18 protein-coding genes and 1 rRNA gene (1 of these 19 running past the window's edge) are annotated in these 19,940 nt (G+C 51.6%); all 19 read left to right on the top strand.

Annotated features, from left to right (window positions below):
* Window positions 1-82 precede the first annotated feature (82 nt).
* Window positions 83-2,137, top strand: a complete 2,055-nt coding sequence (gene ftsH / locus R70331_RS00290; protein ID WP_042171875.1) for an ATP-dependent zinc metalloprotease FtsH — start codon at window positions 83-85, stop codon at window positions 2,135-2,137.
* 259 nt (window positions 2,138-2,396) lie between these two features.
* The gene (gene nadA, locus R70331_RS00295; RefSeq protein WP_042171876.1) at window positions 2,397-3,335 is read left to right on the top strand and encodes a quinolinate synthase NadA; all 939 of its coding nucleotides are present in this window, start codon (window positions 2,397-2,399) and stop codon (window positions 3,333-3,335) included.
* Between the two features lie 39 nt (window positions 3,336-3,374).
* A complete protein-coding gene (nadB, locus tag R70331_RS00300) occupies window positions 3,375-4,991 on the top strand; it encodes an L-aspartate oxidase (RefSeq protein WP_042171877.1) in 1,617 nt (538 codons plus the stop codon).
* Window positions 4,981-5,856 carry a carboxylating nicotinate-nucleotide diphosphorylase gene (gene nadC, locus R70331_RS00305; RefSeq protein WP_042171878.1) on the top strand — a complete coding sequence of 292 codons (876 nt, stop codon included), beginning with the start codon at window positions 4,981-4,983 and terminating at the stop codon, window positions 5,854-5,856. The genes nadB and nadC overlap by 11 nt, the downstream gene beginning before the upstream one ends.
* The gene (locus tag R70331_RS00310; protein WP_042171879.1) at window positions 5,853-6,620 is read left to right on the top strand and encodes a type III pantothenate kinase; all 768 of its coding nucleotides are present in this window, start codon (window positions 5,853-5,855) and stop codon (window positions 6,618-6,620) included. Before nadC ends, R70331_RS00310 begins: the two co-directional genes overlap by 4 nt.
* 47 nt (window positions 6,621-6,667) lie before the next feature.
* The gene (hslO, locus tag R70331_RS00315) at window positions 6,668-7,552 is read left to right on the top strand and encodes an Hsp33 family molecular chaperone HslO (protein WP_042171881.1); all 885 of its coding nucleotides are present in this window, start codon (window positions 6,668-6,670) and stop codon (window positions 7,550-7,552) included.
* Window positions 7,553-7,561: 9 nt separating this feature from the next.
* Entirely contained in the window at window positions 7,562-8,506 is a 945-nt protein-coding gene (locus R70331_RS00320; RefSeq protein WP_081947420.1) for a peptidyl-prolyl cis-trans isomerase, read from the top strand.
* A 196-nt stretch (window positions 8,507-8,702) separates the two neighbouring features.
* Window positions 8,703-9,641 (top strand): cysteine synthase A, encoded by a 939-nt coding sequence (cysK, locus tag R70331_RS00325; RefSeq protein ID WP_042171883.1) that lies wholly within the window; start codon window positions 8,703-8,705, stop codon window positions 9,639-9,641.
* A gap of 345 nt (window positions 9,642-9,986) precedes the next feature.
* Window positions 9,987-11,609 (top strand): anthranilate synthase component I family protein, encoded by a 1,623-nt coding sequence (locus R70331_RS00330; protein WP_231576382.1) that lies wholly within the window; start codon window positions 9,987-9,989, stop codon window positions 11,607-11,609.
* Window positions 11,606-12,187 (top strand): aminodeoxychorismate/anthranilate synthase component II, encoded by a 582-nt coding sequence (gene pabA / locus R70331_RS00335; RefSeq protein WP_042171886.1) that lies wholly within the window; start codon window positions 11,606-11,608, stop codon window positions 12,185-12,187. The genes R70331_RS00330 and pabA overlap by 4 nt, the downstream gene beginning before the upstream one ends.
* Window positions 12,184-13,065 (top strand): aminodeoxychorismate lyase, encoded by an 882-nt coding sequence (gene pabC, locus R70331_RS00340; RefSeq protein ID WP_042171888.1) that lies wholly within the window; start codon window positions 12,184-12,186, stop codon window positions 13,063-13,065. The genes pabA and pabC overlap by 4 nt, the downstream gene beginning before the upstream one ends.
* Window positions 13,062-13,916 (top strand): dihydropteroate synthase, encoded by an 855-nt coding sequence (gene folP / locus R70331_RS00345; RefSeq protein ID WP_042171890.1) that lies wholly within the window; start codon window positions 13,062-13,064, stop codon window positions 13,914-13,916. Before pabC ends, folP begins: the two co-directional genes overlap by 4 nt.
* A 51-nt stretch (window positions 13,917-13,967) precedes the next feature.
* Window positions 13,968-14,330 (top strand): dihydroneopterin aldolase, encoded by a 363-nt coding sequence (gene folB / locus R70331_RS00350; RefSeq protein WP_042171892.1) that lies wholly within the window; start codon window positions 13,968-13,970, stop codon window positions 14,328-14,330.
* A 9-nt stretch (window positions 14,331-14,339) separates the two neighbouring features.
* The gene (gene folK / locus R70331_RS00355; RefSeq protein WP_042171893.1) at window positions 14,340-14,891 is read left to right on the top strand and encodes a 2-amino-4-hydroxy-6-hydroxymethyldihydropteridine diphosphokinase; all 552 of its coding nucleotides are present in this window, start codon (window positions 14,340-14,342) and stop codon (window positions 14,889-14,891) included.
* Window positions 14,843-15,052 (top strand): helix-turn-helix domain-containing protein, encoded by a 210-nt coding sequence (locus R70331_RS30875; protein ID WP_042171895.1) that lies wholly within the window; start codon window positions 14,843-14,845, stop codon window positions 15,050-15,052. Before folK ends, R70331_RS30875 begins: the two co-directional genes overlap by 49 nt.
* A 61-nt stretch (window positions 15,053-15,113) precedes the next feature.
* Entirely contained in the window at window positions 15,114-16,127 is a 1,014-nt protein-coding gene (gene dusB, locus R70331_RS00365; RefSeq protein ID WP_042171897.1) for a tRNA dihydrouridine synthase DusB, read from the top strand.
* A gap of 318 nt (window positions 16,128-16,445) precedes the next feature.
* Entirely contained in the window at window positions 16,446-16,925 is a 480-nt protein-coding gene (gene greA, locus R70331_RS00370) for a transcription elongation factor GreA (protein WP_042171900.1), read from the top strand.
* A 136-nt stretch (window positions 16,926-17,061) separates the two neighbouring features.
* On the top strand, window positions 17,062-18,576 hold the full coding sequence (lysS, locus tag R70331_RS00375; protein WP_042171902.1) for a lysine--tRNA ligase: 1,515 nt from the start codon (window positions 17,062-17,064) through the stop codon (window positions 18,574-18,576).
* 390 nt (window positions 18,577-18,966) lie between these two features.
* Window positions 18,967-19,940: ribosomal RNA gene (locus R70331_RS00385) — 16S ribosomal RNA — on the top strand; it runs 574 nt beyond the window's last position.

Here is a 19,940-nt window from a genome sequence, read left to right on the forward strand (position 1 = left end):
CAGATTCCCGGACCTGACGTTATTTGAGGACCCCGGGCAGGCTATGGTACAATAACTTGAGCGTTGTGAGAGGAGGTAGGGGATGAATCGGTTCATCCGGAATTCTGGTTTTTATTTGATTTTATTTTTAGTCGTGGTGGGCATTGTCCAGTTTGTAAGCAATGGAAATGAATCCGCCGATTTCCCTAGATACGATGAGTTGCGGCAGGAGATCAAGGCTAACAATGTGAAGAGCATGACGATTCAGTTTGAAGGCAACGCCTTCCTGGTTACCGGTGAATACAAAAATTTACCGGCTGATACCAAATCGAAAAACTTCTCCACATATGTTCCTCCTACAGATGCAGCGATCAATGAGCTCATTGCCGCCAGTGATTCCAATGGCGTTGAGCTGACTCAGAAGAAAATGGAAGGCGACAGCATCTGGCTGACATTCCTTTCTTCCATTATCCCGCTGGTTATTATGTTCATCCTGTTCTTCTTCCTGTTCAACAATGCACAGGGCGGCGGCGGCAAAGTGATGAACTTTGGTAAGAGCAAAGCCCGCCTGTACAATGAAGAAAAGAAGAAGATCAGCTTCGAAGATGTTGCCGGTGCGGATGAAGAGAAGCAGGAGCTTGTCGAAGTTGTTGAATTCCTTAAGGACCCGCGTAAGTTCGCTGCAGTGGGTGCCCGTATCCCTAAAGGGGTACTGCTCGTCGGCCCTCCGGGTACAGGTAAAACGCTCCTGGCCCGTGCAGTAGCCGGTGAAGCAGGCGTTCCATTCTTTAGTATTTCCGGTTCCGACTTTGTAGAAATGTTTGTCGGTGTCGGTGCTTCCCGTGTACGTGACCTGTTCGAGAACGCCAAGAAGAATGCTCCATGTATCATCTTCATTGATGAAATTGATGCAGTGGGCCGTCAACGCGGCGCCGGACTCGGCGGCGGACATGATGAACGTGAACAGACGCTCAACCAATTGCTCGTTGAAATGGACGGCTTTGGCGGCAACGAGGGCATTATCATCGTCGCGGCAACCAACCGCGCAGACATACTGGATCCGGCGTTGCTGCGTCCGGGACGTTTTGACCGTCAGATTACGGTTGACCGCCCTGACGTGAAGGGCCGTGAAGCTGTACTGAAGGTTCACTCCCGCAACAAACCGCTGACCAAGGACGTTAGGCTGGATGTTATCGCGAAGCGCACTACCGGATTTACCGGTGCGGACCTGGAGAACCTGCTTAATGAAGCAGCCCTGCTCGCCGCCCGCCGTAACCGCAAGGATATCGGAATGCGCGAAGTAGATGAAGCGATCGACCGTGTAATCGTCGGTACCGAGAAACGCAGCCGTATTATCAGCGACCGCGAGAAACGGATCGTTGCTTACCACGAAGCAGGCCACACGATTGCCGGTTACTTCCTGGAGCATGCGGATATGGTTCACAAGGTTACTATTATCCCGCGCGGACGCGCAGGCGGATATGTCATTATGCTTCCGAAGGAAGACCGGATGCTGGTTACCAAGCAGGAGCTGCTTGATAAGGTAACCGGACTCCTCGGCGGACGTGTTGCCGAAGAGATGTTCATCGGTGAAATCGGAACGGGTGCATACAGTGACTTCCAGCAGGCAACAAGCATCGTGCGCAGCATGATTATGCAGTACGGTATGAGTGATAAGCTGGGACCAATGCAGTTCGGCACATCGCAGGGTCAGGTATTCCTGGGCCGCGATATCGGGCACGAGCAGAACTACAGTGATTCCATCGCTTATGAAATCGATCAGGAAATGCAGAACTTTATCCGCAGCTGCTATGAGCGCTGCCGTGAGCTTCTGACTAAGCATTCCAAGGAAATGCATCTGATTGCGAACACTCTTCTTGAGAAAGAAACACTGGAACTTGATCAGATCAGAGAACTGATTGAGCAGGGCTTCCTTACTGAAGACGGAGAACCATCAGAGGATTCAGGTGTAACTCATGAGGCAGGAGAACCTGTTATTGATTCCATCGGCGATGTTCGTGTCCGCATTCAGGGCAAGACCGATGAAACACCTTCCACTTTGCCTGATTTGACTAAAGACATTCCGAACAAGCCGGACTCCGGAGACGGAAATGATCCGGACGGCAACAATAAAGACGGAGGCGGCAACCTCGTCTAACCTAATGTAAAGTAAGCCTGAAAGATCGGCCACCGGAGAACCAATTGGTTCTCCGGTTTTTTTTATGGAGCAATAGGCTGGGGGCTAGCTTCCTCATTAATTGTCATTCTGACTTTTTATTATCCCGTGGGCATACTGAATCAGGACCGTTACATTGACAGTGGGGATTACGTTGTGTACATTAGTGATTAACTATTAAATTATTGTGAATTCATAAAGCAGGCATAGAAGCCATTAGAATTAAGGGGGAGAATTAACCGTGGAAGCTTTGGCGCTTGAGCGCAAGCAGGAACAGAATCGTGAACTTCGTGGGCGCCTCGAACAGCTTAAGAAGGAACGCAATGCCATTATTTTAGCTCATTATTATCAGCGTGATGAAATACAGGAAGTGGCAGATTTCCGTGGGGATTCTTTTTTACTGGCCCAAAAGGCAGCGCAGACAGATGCAGAAGTCATCGTATTCTGCGGCGTTCACTTCATGGGAGAAAGCGCTAAAATTCTTGCTCCGAACAAAACGGTCATTATTCCTGACGAACGCGCCGGCTGTCCTATGGCTGATATGGTTAATGTAGATGGACTCCGCAGGCTCAAGGCTCAGCATCCGAACGCTAAAGTCGTAACCTATATTAACTCGTCAGCTGAGATCAAGGCAGAGACAGATATTTGCTGTACCTCTGCTAATGCGGTCAGAGTCATTGAGTCACTGGATGCGGAAGAGATTATCTGGGTACCGGACAAAAATCTGGGGCATTACGTTCAGGAGAAAACCGGCAAGAAGCTGATTATCTGGGAAGGCTACTGTAACACCCATGATATGCTTACGGTTAAAGATGTTATTGAAATGAAGGCCAAATATCCGGAGGCTGAATTTGTAGTTCATCCGGAGTGCCGTCCTGAAGTTGTTGCAATGGGTGACTATGTAGGCAGCACCACCTCAATTATCGATTATTGCCGGAAATCGGACCGCCGGCAGTTTATCGTTGGAACAGAGGACGGAACTGGCTACCAGCTGCGTTTGGACAGTCCGGATAAGGAATTCCACTTTGCGACAAAATTCCTTGTCTGCCCTAATATGAAAGTAAATAATCTAAAAAAACTGGTGAAATGCCTGGAGACGATGAAGCCGCAGATTTACGTACCGCCTGCTGTCGCCGACAAAGCCAGAACCTCCTTAGAGCGCATGCTACAAGTCCGGTAGCATGCGCTACTCTTTCGTTGAAACAGGTGAATTGCGGTCATGATTCCACAATATTTAGTAGATTTCGATGTTCACGCGCTTCCTTCAGTTAAAACTGATGTTATTGTTATCGGATCAGGTATAGCGGGCTTGTTCACTGCAATTAAGGCCGCTGAGGACCGGAAGGTTATCGTGATTACCAAGAAGTCGCTGATGGAGAGCAATACCCGGTATGCACAGGGCGGGATTGCTGCGGTATTCTCCAAAGAAGATTCACCGGCATACCACCGGCAGGATACTCTGCTGGCTGGCGCCGGGCTTAACTCCTCATCGGCAGTCGATGTCTTGGTTCATGAAGGGCCTGCAGGTGTGCACGAGCTAATCCGGCTGGGCACCATATTTGATGAAGAGAACGGTGTATTGGCTTTAACCCAGGAAGGGGCGCATAGCCACCGCCGTATTTTACATGCCAACGGAGATGCTACCGGATACGAAATTGTACGTGCACTTATAGAGCAGGTGAAGCAGGAAGAGAATATAGAGGTCTGGGATGATCATTTTGTCATCGATCTGATTACGGAGAACAGCGAATGTGCAGGTGCACTGGTGCTGCGGCCTAACGGGGAGCGGCTGTTCCTGCAGGCGGACGCCACCGTGCTCTGCTCCGGAGGGGCAGGCCAATTATACCGCTATACCACCAACCCTGAAGTAGCCACCGGTGACGGGGTTGCAATTGCTTACCGGGCAGGAGCCCATGTGCGCGATATGGAATTTATCCAGTTCCATCCGACAGCGCTGAGCTATCCCGGAGCACCGCGCTTTCTGATCTCGGAGGCACTGCGCGGCGAGGGGGCAGTACTGCGCAACATTCACGGAGAACGCTTTATGGAGCGGTATCATGAACTGCTTGAGCTTGCACCGCGGGATATTGTGGCCCGGGCTATTGTCAGTGAGATGGAGCTGACCAAATCAACTTTTGTATACCTTGATATCACCCACGAACCGGCCGATATGGTGAAGCACCGTTTTCCGACCATTTATGAGACCTGTATGGGTTACGGGCTGGATATTACAAGTGACTGGATTCCGGTGGCTCCTGCTGCGCATTATATGATGGGAGGCATTAAAACCGATCTGAACGGGGAAAGCAATATCGCCCGGCTGTTTGCCTGTGGAGAGGTTTCATCAACGGGAGTACAGGGAGCTAACCGACTGGCCAGCAACTCTTTGTCAGAAGCTATTGTTTTCGGACGGAGGATAACAGAACGCATCCGCGGGCTTGCTCCGGCCGACTGGACCAGCCTCTCTGCCGGCTGCAATGAGGGCCGTACAGAACAGCCGACCCAGGCTATTGTGGAGCGCCGGCTGAAGCTGCAGAAGGTGATGGTACGTTATGCCGGTCTTCGGCGTAATGAGGGAATGCTTAATAAAGGGCTGGATGAGCTGAAGCGGCAGCTGCCGATTTTTAGTGCTGCACTCACCAGACGTGAGGAATATGAGTTCGCCAATATGCTCACCTGCTGCCTGCTGATTACAGAATCTGCTTTGGCACGGCAGGAGAGCCGCGGAGCCCATTACCGGGAGGATTATCCGCTGCGGGATGATGCAAACTGGCAGAAACATTTACTCCAGATCCGTGATCTGGGCATAGTGGAGGAATTTAGCGATGATGTTTAACGGTTATAATGAAGAGCTGGTACAGCTGATCAAGAGCTGGCTTCAGGAGGATGTAGGCTCCGGTGATATTACTACCCGGACAACGATACCGGCAGGACATGAATCCAAGGGTATTATCCATGTGAAGGAAGCCGGAGTAATCTGCGGTCTGCCTGTAGCCGAGCTGGTATTTGAGGTGGTCGACCCGTCACTCAGATTCATGACTCTGGTTCAGGAAGGCCAGAATGTATCTAAAGGAACGGTAATTGCCGAGGTGGAAGGAAGTACGCATGCCATTCTCACCGGTGAGCGGCTTGCGCTTAACTTAATGCAGCGGTTATCGGGTGTTGCTACCCGGACTGCCGCTTTTGTAGAGGAGCTCAACGGTTTAAAGACAAGGCTGGTGGATACACGCAAGACGACGCCGGGTCACCGGATGCTGGAGAAGTACGCGGTCCGTGTCGGGGGTGGAGCGAATCACCGGTTCGGTCTATATGATGCTGTAATGATTAAGGACAACCATATCAAGGGAGCCGGCGGCATTCTTCAGGCAGTCGGCCGGGCCCGGGCGAATATCCCGCATACAATGACCATTGAAGTGGAGACAGAGAGCCTTGAGCAGGTGGAAGAGGCGCTTGCAGCCGGTGCAGATATTATTATGCTGGACAATATGGCGCCTGATCTGATGAAGGAAGCAGTCCGGAGAATTAAAACCAAAGCCCCGCATGTCAAAACAGAAGCTTCAGGAAACGTGTCGCTTGAAACCATACGCGCTATTGCTGAATCTGGTGTGGATGTGATTTCTGTAGGCCGGCTGACGTACTCCTTTAACAGTCTGGATATCAGCCTGGATTTGAACGCCCGGAAGGAGGGAACGCTCTCATGATGCTTGCAGTCGATATCGGCAATACTAACATCGTACTCGGCATATACCGGAAGCGTGAACTGCTGCATCATTTCCGGCTCAGTACGGCCCGCCAGTCTACAGTTGATGAATATGGCGTACTGATTCATAATCTGTTCCAAATGTCGAATATTTCGTTCAAGGACGTGGAGGGCGTAATTATCTCGTCTGTCGTGCCTCCGCTCGTTCAAGTTATTGTGGAGATGTGTGTAAAATATATCGGCAAAGATCCGCTGCTTGTTGGTCCCGGTATTAAGACCGGTCTTAACCTGCGGTATGAAAACCCGCGCGAGGTAGGGGCAGACCGGATTGTAAATGCGGTAGCTGCTATTGAGCAATATAAATGTCCGCTTGTGGTAGTGGACTTCGGGACAGCGACTACATTCGACTGTATCGATGCCGGTGCTAACTACCTGGGCGGGGCAATTGTTCCGGGGCTTGGAATTTCGACCGAGGCCTTGTACCAGCGGGCATCCAAGCTGCCGCGCATTGAGCTGGAGAAGCCCAAGAAGGTAATTGGGCGTAATACCGTACATGCTATGCAGGCCGGAATTATTTTTGGCTATGCCGGGCAGGTTGAGGGAATTGTACGGAGAATCAAGCAGGAGATGAACGCACCCGTGCTGAAGGTCATCGCGACCGGAGGGCTGGCTACACTTATTGCCGGAGAGACGGATTGCATAGATGAAGTGAACCCGATGCTTACACTTGAAGGTCTGCGTATTATTTATGACCGTAACCAATAAAGATAAAGAAGCCTGAATCAGGCTCAGAGACAGGAGGGTATGACCCAATGGATAATAAAAAGGACCGGCTGGTACGGGGAACTGCACTCCATGGCAGAGTGAGAGCATTTGCTGTCCGGACAACAGAGCTTGTTGATGAGCTGCGGCGCAGACATGACACGTACCCGACAGCCACGGCTGCGCTGGGCCGTACAGCAACCGCTGCAGCTATGATGGGCGCTATGCTTAAGGGAGAAGAGAAGCTAACGGTAATGGTTAAAGGCAACGGTCCGATTGGACAGATTACCGCTGAGTCTAATGCCCGTGGGGAAGTGCGGGGCTATGTAAGCAATCCGCATGTTCATTTGCCAAGTAACAGCCTTGGGAAGCTGGACGTTGCAGGCGCTGTGGGAACGGAAGGATTTATCGATGTAAGTAAGGATTTGGGGCTTAAAGAACCGTACCGTGGCAGTGTACCCATTGTTTCGGGCGAGCTGGGCGATGATTTTACTTACTACTTTGCCATTTCTGAACAGACACCGGCAGCGGTAGGGCTTGGCGTGCTCGTTGAGACTGATAACTCAGTCCGTGTAGCGGGCGGCTTCATTATTCAGCTGCTTCCGGGTCTTACGGATGCTGAAATCAGCGAAATTGAGCAGACACTGAGCACGATGCCTTCTGTTACGGCGCTGCTGGATCAGGGACTGGAGCCTGAAGAGATGCTGACCTATCTTTTGCCGGATGCGGTTATTCTTGACGGGCTTGATATTGCGTTTAAGTGTCAATGCTCGCGCGAGCGGGTTGAGCAGACTCTGATCAGTCTGGGTGAGGCCGAGCTGGAGCGGTTAATTGAAGAGGATGATGAGGCGGAGGTTGTATGCCATTTTTGCAACGAAGCCTATTTATTTAAGAAGGACGAAATGCAGGCGATCCTAGATCAAGCAAGATCGTAGGGCTGTGCGATGATGACTAGACAGGAGCGCGTGCTGCGAAATGCCGTTGTTATCCTTGCAATCGGTACTATGGTACTTGGCGGACTGCTCTTCTGGAGCCTGCGGGCTATGGCTGTTCTCAAGGGAGATGCTGCGGAGGGAGAACCGGCAGACATTGCCACTGCTGGCGGACAGCCGGTAACAGACCGTGAATGGATGGATGAGCTTGCCAAAAAACATGGAGATGAAGTGCTGCTGTCCATGCTCAATCACATTGTAGTCGGTAAGGAAGCCGAAGCGCTTGGCATTACTGTAACGGATGATGATATTGAAGAAGAGCTTCTGCGCAGCATGGCCGGATACGGTTCTGAGGAGCAGTATTACGCACAAATGCTGTCAGAGCTCGGATTGTCCCGTCAGGAGGTGCGCGAAGAGACGGTTTACCGGCTTACGCTTCGGGCAGTGGCAACCGCAGGCATAACGATAAGCGATGCGGCAATTGATCAATATCTGCTTGAGAATGCAGAACGTTTTGCCCCCAAAAAACAGCTGCAGCTATCCATAATCAGGGTGGATACTTACGAAGAGGCAGGTCTTGTGATGGACCGTCTAGAGGAGGGCGAGGATTTCGCTGCTGTGGCCGGCGAGGTCTCGACGGATGCTGAAAGCAGAGAGCACGGCGGGAGCATCGGGACGGTGGAGGAAGATGATCCGTTCTGGCCGTCCGAGCTGCTTAGGACAGCAGCCGGGCTTGAAGCCGGTGACATTGCAGGCCCGCTGCCGGCCGGCGAGGACTATGCTGTAATCCGGGTTGAGCGGATTATTGAGCCTCCCGGGGCCGATAAGACAGAAGTCCGGGAACAGGTAAGGCAACAGCTGGCACTGGAGCAGGCGGCTCCGCTGCAGCAGGTGGAAAGCGACCTGCGCAAGAAATATGATACAGCGATATATATTGACAATGGCCTGCAAGATTGATAATATGAGGATAAATGTAAAACCTACTGATTTAGTCGGGAATGATCGGCGGCAGAAGACACAAGACAGCCGCTGTACAGCGTTATAACTTGGCGCTGCGGTACGGATATCCTGGTGAAGGTATTACATACTGAAGACATCTGTCACAAGTTACGTACTCATATATCATTTACTATTCCAAGGAGGTTTTTTGCTCATGGCTAAAGTCGTTAACAGTGTAACAGATCTGATCGGTGGCACCCCGCTCGTCCGTCTGAACCGCCTTGCCCCGGAAGGTTCAGCAGAGATTTATTTGAAGCTGGAATATCAGAACCCGGGCTCCAGCGTTAAAGACCGTATTGCCCTCAGCATCGTCGAAGAGGCTGAGAAGGAAGGTCTGCTTAAGCCGGGCGGAACGATCGTGGAAGCTACAAGCGGCAATACCGGTATCGGCCTTGCGCTGGTTGCTGCTGCCAAAGGCTACAAAGCGATCATTGTTATGCCTGAAACGATGAGCCTTGAGCGCCGGAACCTGCTTCGTGCCTATGGTGCAGAACTCGTGCTGACTCCGGGCTCCGAAGGAATGAACGGTGCGGTTAAGAAAGCCGAGCAGATCCTGGCTGAGAATCCGGATTACTTCCTTGCAGATCAGTTTAAGAATAAAGCCAATCTTAAGATTCACCTTGAAACTACAGGTCCTGAGATCGTGGAAGCAATCGAATCCATTGGCGGACCTCTGGATGCCTTTGTTGCAGGTATCGGTACAGGCGGAACAATCTCCGGTGCAGGCGAAGTGCTGAAGAAGCAATATCCTGGAGTGAAGGTTTATGCTGTAGAGCCTGCAGCATCTCCGATTCTGGCCGGCGGTAAGCCGGGTCCACACAAAATCCAGGGGATTGGTGCTAACTTCATTCCTGAGATTCTCAACCAGAACGTCTATGACGAGATTATTCATGTTGAGAATGATGAAGCATTTGAAACAGCACGCCGTGTAGCCAAAGAAGAAGGCGTATTGTCCGGTATTTCCTCCGGTGCTGCTGTCTTTGCAGCTCTGAAGGTTGCCAAGGAGCTTGGTGCGGGCAAAAAAGTGGTTGTTGTTATTCCAAGTAACGGTGAGCGGTACCTGAGCACACCGCTTTACAACTTCGAAGTTTAATAATAGGCAGATATTAACGGGAGCCTTCCTATCCGCTTGTACAGGGATAGTGAAGGTTCTTTTTGGTATATGCTGTAGATGAGGATACAGTGATGCATACCGTAAAAATGATTTTGTGAAGAATCCGGTTTATTTTTGCAGGAAATCATCATCCGGGGCTTTCAAAGCTGCGCGAAGTACAGTATACTGACAGGCAATATATGATGAACGAAGTGAGCTTTACTGCGGAGTAGAACGAAGAGAAGCGTCAGCTTCACAAAACTTAAGCATATGCTTTCGAAGCAAGTTTTGCTGCGGAGTAGAACAAAGAAGCGTCAGCTTCACAAAACTTTTAGGAGGATGGCTTTGGAGATCTTAACAGCGTATCAGGATTGGGAACAATGGGCTGACGGGAGCTGGAGCGTTCTGCCCTTAATTATACGATCGGCCCGGAATCAGTCTGGTCTTCCGGCAACATGGATAAGTGCCTGGAAGCAGGCTTCACCTTATTCGGTGGTACTGGAGAGCGGAAAGGGAGGCCGGTATACCTATTTAGGACTGCAGCCTGTTTCTGTACTGGAAGGAAAGGCCGGGCGGGCTGAGGTACTTACGTTGCCGCGGATGGCAGCAGACAATGCTGCGGCTCAACCGGTGCCTGTGGAGCTTCAGGGCGAACCGCTTGATGTGCTGCATGGCTGGATGAAGCCATATTCATCGCCGCGTATGGATCTGCCGGAGCTGCCGCCGTTTGCCGGAGGCTGCATCGGATTTCTCAGCTATGATGTAGTCCGCTCCCTTGAGGAGCTGCCTTCACTGGCTGCAGACAATCCTAGATTCCCTGATTATCTGTTTATGCGTTTTGAAGAGCTCTGGATCTACGATCACGAGGACAACAGCCTTTATTGCACGGTCCATGTTCCGGTGGCTGATGATTCCAGACGACATCCGCCCGCCCTGAAGGCTCAATATGCAGCAGCAGCGGCACGTGCAGAAGAGATGCTGGAGGAGTGGAAGCAGCTTTGCATTGCGCCGGTGCCGGAAGAGTACTCGCAGAAGGAAAACAGCCGCATCATCGCTGCAATCGAAGAGAGCGTGAGCCTGTCCGGACAATGGCCCGGCATGCAGTCAGCCTTCTCTCCTGAACAATTCCAGCAGGCTGTGCTGGATGTTCAGAAATACATCCGCCAGGGCGATGTATTCCAGGTGAACCTCTCGCTGCGCCAGGAGGCGCAGCTGAAATCCCCGCCGGAGGATGTTTATGAATGGCTGCGCAGGCTCAACCCGTCCCCGTACATGGGGCTGCTCCGCTCGCCAGGCTTCGCGCTCTCCAGCGCTTCGCCGGAGCTGCTCGTCAAGCTGCACGGGGACAAGGTCTCAGCACGCCCCATTGCCGGCACCCGGCGCCGGGGGCTCACTCCCGCGGAAGACGCCGCCATGGAGGCGGAGCTTCGCGGGAGCGAGAAGGAGATCGCCGAGCATATTATGCTTGTCGATCTGGAGCGCAACGACATCGGCCGTGTCGCTGCGTACGGGTCGGTCAGCGTGCCTGAGCTGCTGACCGTGGAGCGATACTCGCATGTGATGCATCTCGTCTCGCAGGTGGAGGGGCGCATCGCCTCCGGCAAGGATGCTTATGATGTGATGGCCGCCTTGTTCCCAGGCGGCACGATTACCGGCGCGCCCAAGGTGCGCACGATGGAGATCATCGAAGAGCTGGAGCCGGTACGCCGGGGGCCGTATACGGGCTCTATGGGCTGGATTGACTATAACGGCAATATGGAATTAAATATTATAATAAGAACACTGGCAGTGAAGGACGGGACAGGCTATATTCAGACAGGTGCGGGTATTGTGATTGATTCTGAGCCGTACCGTGAATACCGGGAGTGCCATAACAAAGCCAAAGCAGTGGTCAAGGCGGTTCTCTGCAGCGAGCTGCAGCATGAATCCCAGGCCGCGAGCAGAGCCAAAGGGGGAGCAGCACTATGATCTTGGTCATCGATAACTATGATTCCTTTACCTATAACCTGGTGCAGTACTTGGGAGAGCTTGGGGAAGACGTAAAGGTGCACCGCAATGATGAGATTACGATCGGGGAGATTGAGGCTATGGCGCCCGATCATATCCTGATTTCACCGGGACCGTGTACGCCGAATGAAGCGGGGATCAGCCTTGAGCTGCTGCAGTACTTTAAGGGCGTCATTCCGATTTTTGGCGTATGTCTGGGACACCAGGCTATCGGACAGGCCTTTGGCGGAAATGTGATTCGTGCGGAGCGTCTGATGCACGGCAAAACATCGCCGATCCACCATAACGGCACCTCTGTCTTCGAGGGCATGGAATCGCCGTTCACGGCTACAAGATACCACTCGCTGATTGTTGAGCGGGAGAGCCTGCCGGACTGCCTGGAGATTACTGCGGAGACAGCCGAAGGTGAGATTATGGCGCTGCGCCATAAAGAATACCCGATTGAAGGTGTGCAGTTCCATCCGGAATCCATCATTACCGATCATGGGCATACAATGCTCCGCAACTTCCTGAAACGGAGAGCCGGAGAGCCGGCATGAAATATATAGGATTGAACCATAAAGCAGTTGAAGCCAAAGACGCCGTGGTGTCCGCTCTGGATCACGGCTTTTTGTACGGGATGGGTCTGTTTGAGACCTTCCGTACCTATGGCGGGGCTCCTTTTCTGCTGGATCGGCATTTAGAAAGACTATCTGCCGGCTGCAGACAGCTCGGTATACCATTTGATGCAGATGAAGCCGCTCTCGGTAAATGGATTAAGCAGGTAATGGAGGCGAACGGCCTGCAGGAAGCATACATCCGTTATACTGTTACCGCAGGAGAAGATATATTGGGTCTTCCGGCGGGAGAGTACCGTCAGCCTAACCATCTGCTGTATATTAAGGAGCTGCCAAAGCTGGACCCGGCACTGTACCTGGAAGGCAAGGGGCTGCAATTACTGAGCACACCGCGCAATACGCCGGAAGGGCCGGTGAGGCTGAAATCACTGCATTACATGAATAACATTCTGGCTAAGCGTGAGCTTGCCGGATACGTCTCAGCCGCCGGCGGAGCAGAAGGGCTAATGCTGACCGGACAAGGCTATATTGCCGAGGGGATAGTCAGCAATATCTTTTACGTTAAAGGTGATGTGCTGTATACCCCTGATATCAGGGCAGGAATTCTTCCGGGAATTACCCGGGAAATGGTGCTCGCGCTGGCTCCGGAAGCCGGTCTACAGGCAGAACAAGGCTTCTACCGCTGGGAGCAGCTGCTGGAGGCTGATGAGATATTTTTGACGAACTCCATACAGGAGATTGTTCCGGTAACGATGCTGTGGCAGGGCAACGAGCCTTTTCAAGCTGGTAAAGGCTTTTGTGGAAGATACACAGCCGGGCTGATCAGATTGTACAGAGAAAGGACGGAGGCCCTGAGATGAAACCTGTTATCTATAAGCGGACCTATCATTTTCCAGACAGCACCCTCTCCTTGGGCAGCCGGACATTGATTATGGGCATCCTGAATGTGACACCGGATTCCTTTTCGGACGGAGGACTGTGGGCCGATCCTGACCGGGCGGTGGAGCATGCGCTGCAGATGGCTGCAGAAGGAGCAGATATTATTGATATAGGCGGAGAATCTACGCGGCCGGGCCATGAGCCGGTGAGTATGCAGGAGGAGCTGGACCGGATACTGCCGGTTATTAAAAGCATTCACCGCGCAGCCCCGCAGCTGATCCTTTCTATAGATACGTATAAGGCGGAGGTTGCCCGTCAGGCTATTCAGGCGGGAGCACATATTATCAATGATGTATGGGGGGCAAAAGCGGACCCGGATATGGCACAGGCAGCTGCAGAAGCGGGCTGTCCGATTATTCTGATGCATAACCGCCATGACCGTAACTATCAGAATCTGCAAGCCGATATGGCGGCTGATCTGCAGGAAAGTATTGAGCTGGCATTAGCGGCAGGCGTCGATCCGGGCAATATTATTCTTGATCCGGGAATCGGCTTTGCCAAGGACTATACCGAGAATCTGCAGGCAATGATGGCGCTGGACAGTTTGTCTGCTATGGGCTATCCGGTACTGCTGGCCACCTCACGCAAAAAATTCATCCGCACTGTGCTGGAGCTTCCGGCTGATGATGTAGTCGAGGGAACTGCTGCAACAGTGGCCTTTGGGATCGCCCAGGGTTGTCAGATCGTGCGGGTGCACGATGTAGCCAGAATTAAACGTACTGTGCAGATGTGCGATGCGATGCTGTACTCCTCCTCCTTGCAGGCGCGGTAATAACCCCTCTGTCTGAGAAGGATTATTTTAACTAAAAGGCAGGTACTCTATATGGATAAAATGAAGCTGCACCGCATGGAATACTACGGATATCATGGCGTGTTTGAAGAGGAGCGTAAGCTGGGGCAGCGTTTCTACGTTGATCTGGAGCTTGAGCTTGACCTTCAGGCGGCAGGGCAGAATGATGATCTGACCCAGACTGTGAATTACGCCGAGGTACATTACACCGTAAAAAATATTGTCGAAACAAAGTCCTTTAAGTTAATTGAAGCTTTGGCGGAACATATTGCATCCGCGTTACTGGACACTTATACTATTATCAATGCGGTAACGGTAAAGGTGACCAAACCGCATCCGCCGTTCGACATTCATTTTCAGGGTGTGACCGTAGAGCTGCGCAGAACGAGAAAGTGAGACAGGTCCATGAACATACATTCCACCTCTGAGGCATCAGAGGCTTATATTGCTTTAGGGGCGAATTTGGGTAACCGTGAGGGTACGCTGAAGGAAGCTTTACAGAGGCTTGACCGGCATGAGGGAATCGAAGTCGTCCGCTGCTCCAGCATTTATGAGACAGAGCCGGTCGGGTACCTCGATCAGCCGCAGTTTTTGAATATGGCAGCTGCACTCCGTACTACGCTTGCACCGGAAGCGCTGCTTCAGGCGATGCTGGAGATTGAGAACCAGCTCGGCCGTGTACGTGATATCCGTTACGGTCCGCGGACGGTTGATCTGGATTTATTATGGGTAGACGGCCAGACCTTAGACACACCTGATTTAACACTGCCGCATCCGCGGATGATGGAGCGGGCATTTGTGCTGGTTCCCCTGAGTGACATTGTCCCGCAGGATGATTCACAGTCGCTCCTCTATGGAAAGCTGGCTGCGGCGCTTCAAGATTTGGACGGAAAGGAAGGAATGCGCTTGTGGACATCAAAAGAATGGGAAGACGGGTCAGAGCATTCCGGAAGCTAAAAGGCTTTACCCAACAGCAGCTGGCGGATTCTGTCGGAATTTCTCTTGCCGTGCTGGGTGCGGTGGAGAGGGGAAACCGACGTTTAGAGGATAAAATTTTAAATAAAATTGCGGACGTTCTCGGTATTTCAGCCGAAGAACTGGCCGATCCCGCTCTTTAAGACAGAGATCCTTGATGCGGACAGCATTTATATACAACAATATTTTGAGGAAGTGAATTGTATGCTGAAAATCGGCGGTATTGAAATGAAGAACCAGGTCGTTTTGGCACCGATGGCCGGCGTATGTAATCCGGCATTCCGCCTGATTGCCAAAGAATTCGGCACAGGCCTGGTCTGTGCGGAAATGGTTAGTGATAAGGCGATCCTGCACGGTAACAAGCGTACGCGCGAGATGCTGTTTGTCGATGAGCGGGAGAAGCCGCTTAGCCTGCAGATTTTTGGCGGTGACCGGGCGTCACTGGTTGAAGCGGCTAAGGTTGTCGATAAGGAGACCAATGCGGATATTATTGATATCAACATGGGCTGTCCTGTACCCAAGGTGACGAAGTGTGATGCCGGCGCCCGCTGGCTTTTGAACTCTGACAAGATTTACGAGATGGTATCGGCTGTTGTAGAAGCGGTTGATAAGCCGGTTACCGTCAAAATGCGGATCGGCTGGGACAGCGAGCATATCTTTGTCGAGGAGAATGCGCGCGCGGTTGAACGTGCCGGAGGACAGGCGGTCAGTGTACACGGCCGTACCCGTGAGCAGCTCTACACCGGGCGTGCCGACTGGAAGTATATCAAGATGGCTAAAGAGGCTGTCTCCATTCCGGTTATAGGCAATGGTGATGTTAATACCCCTGAGGATGCGCGGGCGATGCTCGACCAGACCGGCTGTGATGGCGTAATGATTGGCCGCGGCGCATTGGGCAATCCATGGATGCTATACCGGACCGTGCAGTATTTGAGTACAGGCGAGCTGATGCCCGAACCTGGAGCAGAAGAGAAGATCAAGGTAGCTATTTTGCATATGGACCGTCTGATCGCCCTCAAGGGAGAAGCGGTGGCTGTTCGCGAAATGCGCAAGCACCTGGCCTGGTACCTCAAAGGCTTCAGGGCTGCGGCACGGGTAAAGGATCACATCATGGAAGGAACCGAGCGGGATGAGATGGTGCGGATTTTGCATGATTTTGTCGACCAGCTTAGAGACGAAGAGGATCAGGACACCGGAGCTGCGCTTATGGCGTTGTAATGTCATATGAATAAAAGGGACGGATGCAGGCTTCGCATCTGTCCCTTTTTTCCAAGAGCGGAAATCTCAATAGAGTATTCAACTGTCACTAACCGGGAGCCGTAGCCTTCCCGTCAGTCTGCCGTTTCCTGCGCAGATCCCCGAATTAACAGTGTTTCCCGTACGTCATTGACATTTAGTAACGGTTCCAATATAATTTCACAGTATAAAATCGCCGTTACAGCAAGCGTTAATGCAGCATGGAGGGTTCTGATCCCTCCGGATTCGCATATAGTATGGTGTTTTCAATAAATGTATACGACAGGAGAATCGGTTAAGATGAGCGAGAAAGAAGTCATCCTTACGCCGGACGGACTTAAACGTCTGGAAGAAGAACTGGAGACCCTCAAATCTGTTAAGCGCCGTGAAGTGGCTGAACGGATTAAAGTGGCAATCGGATACGGAGATATCAGCGAGAACTCGGAGTATGAGGACGCAAAGAACGAGCAGGCTTTTATTGAAGGCCGTATTATCACTTTGGAGAAAATGCTCCGCAACGCCCGGATTATCAACAGCGACGAAATTGTTACTGATGTGGTAAGTGTCGGAGTAACCGTCAGTGTTGAAGATCTGGAATATGGTGACGTAATGGAATATACGATCGTTGGGACAGCTGAATCCGATCCGCTTAACAATAAAATCTCCAACGAAAGTCCGGTAGGCAGAGCCATTATGGGCAAAAAAATTGGCACTGTCGTCGATGTCAGTGTTCCTGCAGGCGTCATTCAATATAAAATTCTTGATATCACAATGAAGTAACTAACCGTTACACCCCTGAAAGCTTCCTTAGGGAAGCTTTTTTCGGATTTCTACTGAAACGGACTGCCCTGCTCCATGAGGGGCTCCGTTTCTTCTTATGTATATGACATGATGGTTTTAGAGAGGATGAATGAACATGACTGAGGAATTAAATACGGTTGAGACTTCGGAGAAAGAGCTTAGTGAGCTGCTGCGGATCCGCCGTGCCAAATTGGACGAGCTGCGTGCGCTGGGAATTGATCCGTTCGGCAAGAAGTACGAGCGTACAGCTGGAGCCGGGGATCTTCTGGCCAAATACGACGGACAAACCAAAGAAGAGCTGGACGAGCTTAATCTGGATGTAAGCATTGCCGGACGTATTATGGCTAAACGGGTTATGGGAAAAGCGAGCTTCGCCCACATCCAGGACCTGAGCGGAAAAATTCAGATTTATGTGCGTCAGGACAGCATTCCTGAAGAGCAGTATGCTGCTTTCAACGTGCTTGATCTGGGAGATATCATCGGAGTACGCGGAACCGTGTTCAAGACGAAGACAGGGGAGACCTCAATCAAAGCAAGCAATCTGGAGGTGCTGTCCAAATCCCTGCTTCCGCTGCCTGAGAAATATCACGGGCTCAAGGATGTCGAGCTGCGCTACCGTCAGCGATATGTTGATCTGATCATTAACCCTGAGGTACAGCAGACGTTCATTGCACGCTCGCGGATTATCCAGTCGATGCGCCGTTATCTGGACTCCCTTGGCTATCTTGAGGTTGAAACGCCTACGCTGCATGCAATTGCGGGGGGCGCTGCTGCCCGTCCATTCATCACTCACCACAATACACTGGATATGCAGCTGTATATGCGGATCGCTATCGAGCTCCACTTGAAGCGCCTGATTGTCGGCGGTCTGGAGAAGGTCTATGAAATCGGCCGTGTTTACCGTAATGAAGGAATCTCCACACGCCACAACCCTGAGTTTACGATGATTGAGCTGTACGAAGCTTATGCCGACTACAAAGACATCATGCAGCTGACTGAGAATATGATTGCTCATATCGCTCAAGAGGTGCTTGGCAGCCAGAAGATTAACTATCAGGGCCAGGAAGTTGACCTGTCGCCGGGATGGCGTCGAGTTACTATGGTTGATGCTGTCAAAGAAGTGACCGGCGTTGACTTTGGCGTTCATATGTCTGATGAGGAGGCTCAGCGTCTGGCTAAGGAGCACCGCGTTCCGGTTGAAAAGCACATGACATTCGGCCACATTCTGAATGCCTTCTTCGAGCAGTTTGTAGAAGAAACGCTTATCCAGCCTACATTTGTTATGGGGCATCCGGTTGAAATCTCACCGCTGGCGAAGAAAAATGATCTTGATCCGCGGTTTACAGACCGTTTTGAGCTGTTTATTGTAGCCCGTGAACATGCCAACGCGTTCAGCGAGCTGAATGATCCGATTGACCAGCGTCAGCGCTTTGAAGCACAGATTCACGAGAAGGAGCAGGGTAACGATGAGGCTCATGAGATGGATGATGACTTCATCCGTGCGCTTGAATACGGCATGCCGCCAACAGGCGGGCTTGGAATCGGCGTAGACCGCCTGATTATGCTGCTTACTAATTCGGCCTCTATCCGCGATGTACTGCTGTTCCCGCATATGCGGAATAAAGACTAATCCCATAATACTGAAGGGGCTGCGCAAGCAGCTCCTTTGCTTTGTTTATAGGACTTAACGGCATTATTTTAATGAGTGTTAGTTTTTTTAAAATAATGCTTGCATTACGTTTCTATACATGATATATTCTATATCTGGCCGCGAAACGCTGAAAAGCGTCGAAGCTAAGCTCGAAAAAAGAAATTAAAAAAAAGAGCTTGCAACGAACGACTGGATGTGATATAGTATAAGAGTTGCTGCTGACGAGATAATCGCTAGCGACGACGAGCTTGATCTTTGAAAACTGAACAACGAGTGAGTATCTGGAGATCACTTCGGTGAGATCCAAAAGTAGAGAATGCAAATTCTCGTCAGATGTTTCAAAATGAGCAATCGCTCTTTCTAAATACCAATTTGGAGAGTTTGATCCTGGCTCAGGACGAACGCTGGCGGCGTGCCTAATACATGCAAGTCGAGCGGAGTTTATCCTTCGGGGTAAGCTTAGCGGCGGACGGGTGAGTAACACGTAGGCAACCTGCCCCTTAACCTGGGATAACTACCGGAAACGGTAGCTAATACCGGATAATTTCTTTTTTCTCCTGAGAAGAGAATGAAAGGCGGAGCAATCTGTCATTAAGGGATGGGCCTGCGGCGCATTAGCTAGTTGGTGGGGTAACGGCTCACCAAGGCGACGATGCGTAGCCGACCTGAGAGGGTGAACGGCCACACTGGGACTGAGACACGGCCCAGACTCCTACGGGAGGCAGCAGTAGGGAATCTTCCGCAATGGGCGAAAGCCTGACGGAGCAACGCCGCGTGAGTGATGAAGGTTTTCGGATCGTAAAGCTCTGTTGCCAGGGAAGAACGTCCGGTAGAGTAACTGCTACCGGAGTGACGGTACCTGAGAAGAAAGCCCCGGCTAACTACGTGCCAGCAGCCGCGGTAATACGTAGGGGGCAAGCGTTGTCCGGAATTATTGGGCGTAAAGCGCGCGCAGGCGGCTATTTAAGTCTGGTGTTTAAACCTTGGGCTCAACCTGAGGTCGCACTGGAAACTGGGTGGCTTGAGTACAGAAGAGGAAAGTGGAATTCCACGTGTAGCGGTGAAATGCGTAGAGATGTGGAGGAACACCAGTGGCGAAGGCGACTTTCTGGGCTGTAACTGACGCTGAGGCGCGAAAGCGTGGGGAGCAAACAGGATTAGATACCCTGGTAGTCCACGCCGTAAACGATGAGTGCTAGGTGTTAGGGGTTTCGATACCCTTGGTGCCGAAGTTAACACAGTAAGCACTCCGCCTGGGGAGTACGGTCGCAAGACTGAAACTCAAAGGAATTGACGGGGACCCGCACAAGCAGTGGAGTATGTGGTTTAATTCGAAGCAACGC

The sequence above is a fragment of the Paenibacillus sp. FSL R7-0331 genome, from assembly GCF_000758645.1.
GTDB classification, from domain to species: domain Bacteria; phylum Bacillota; class Bacilli; order Paenibacillales; family Paenibacillaceae; genus Paenibacillus_AQ; species Paenibacillus_AQ camerounensis.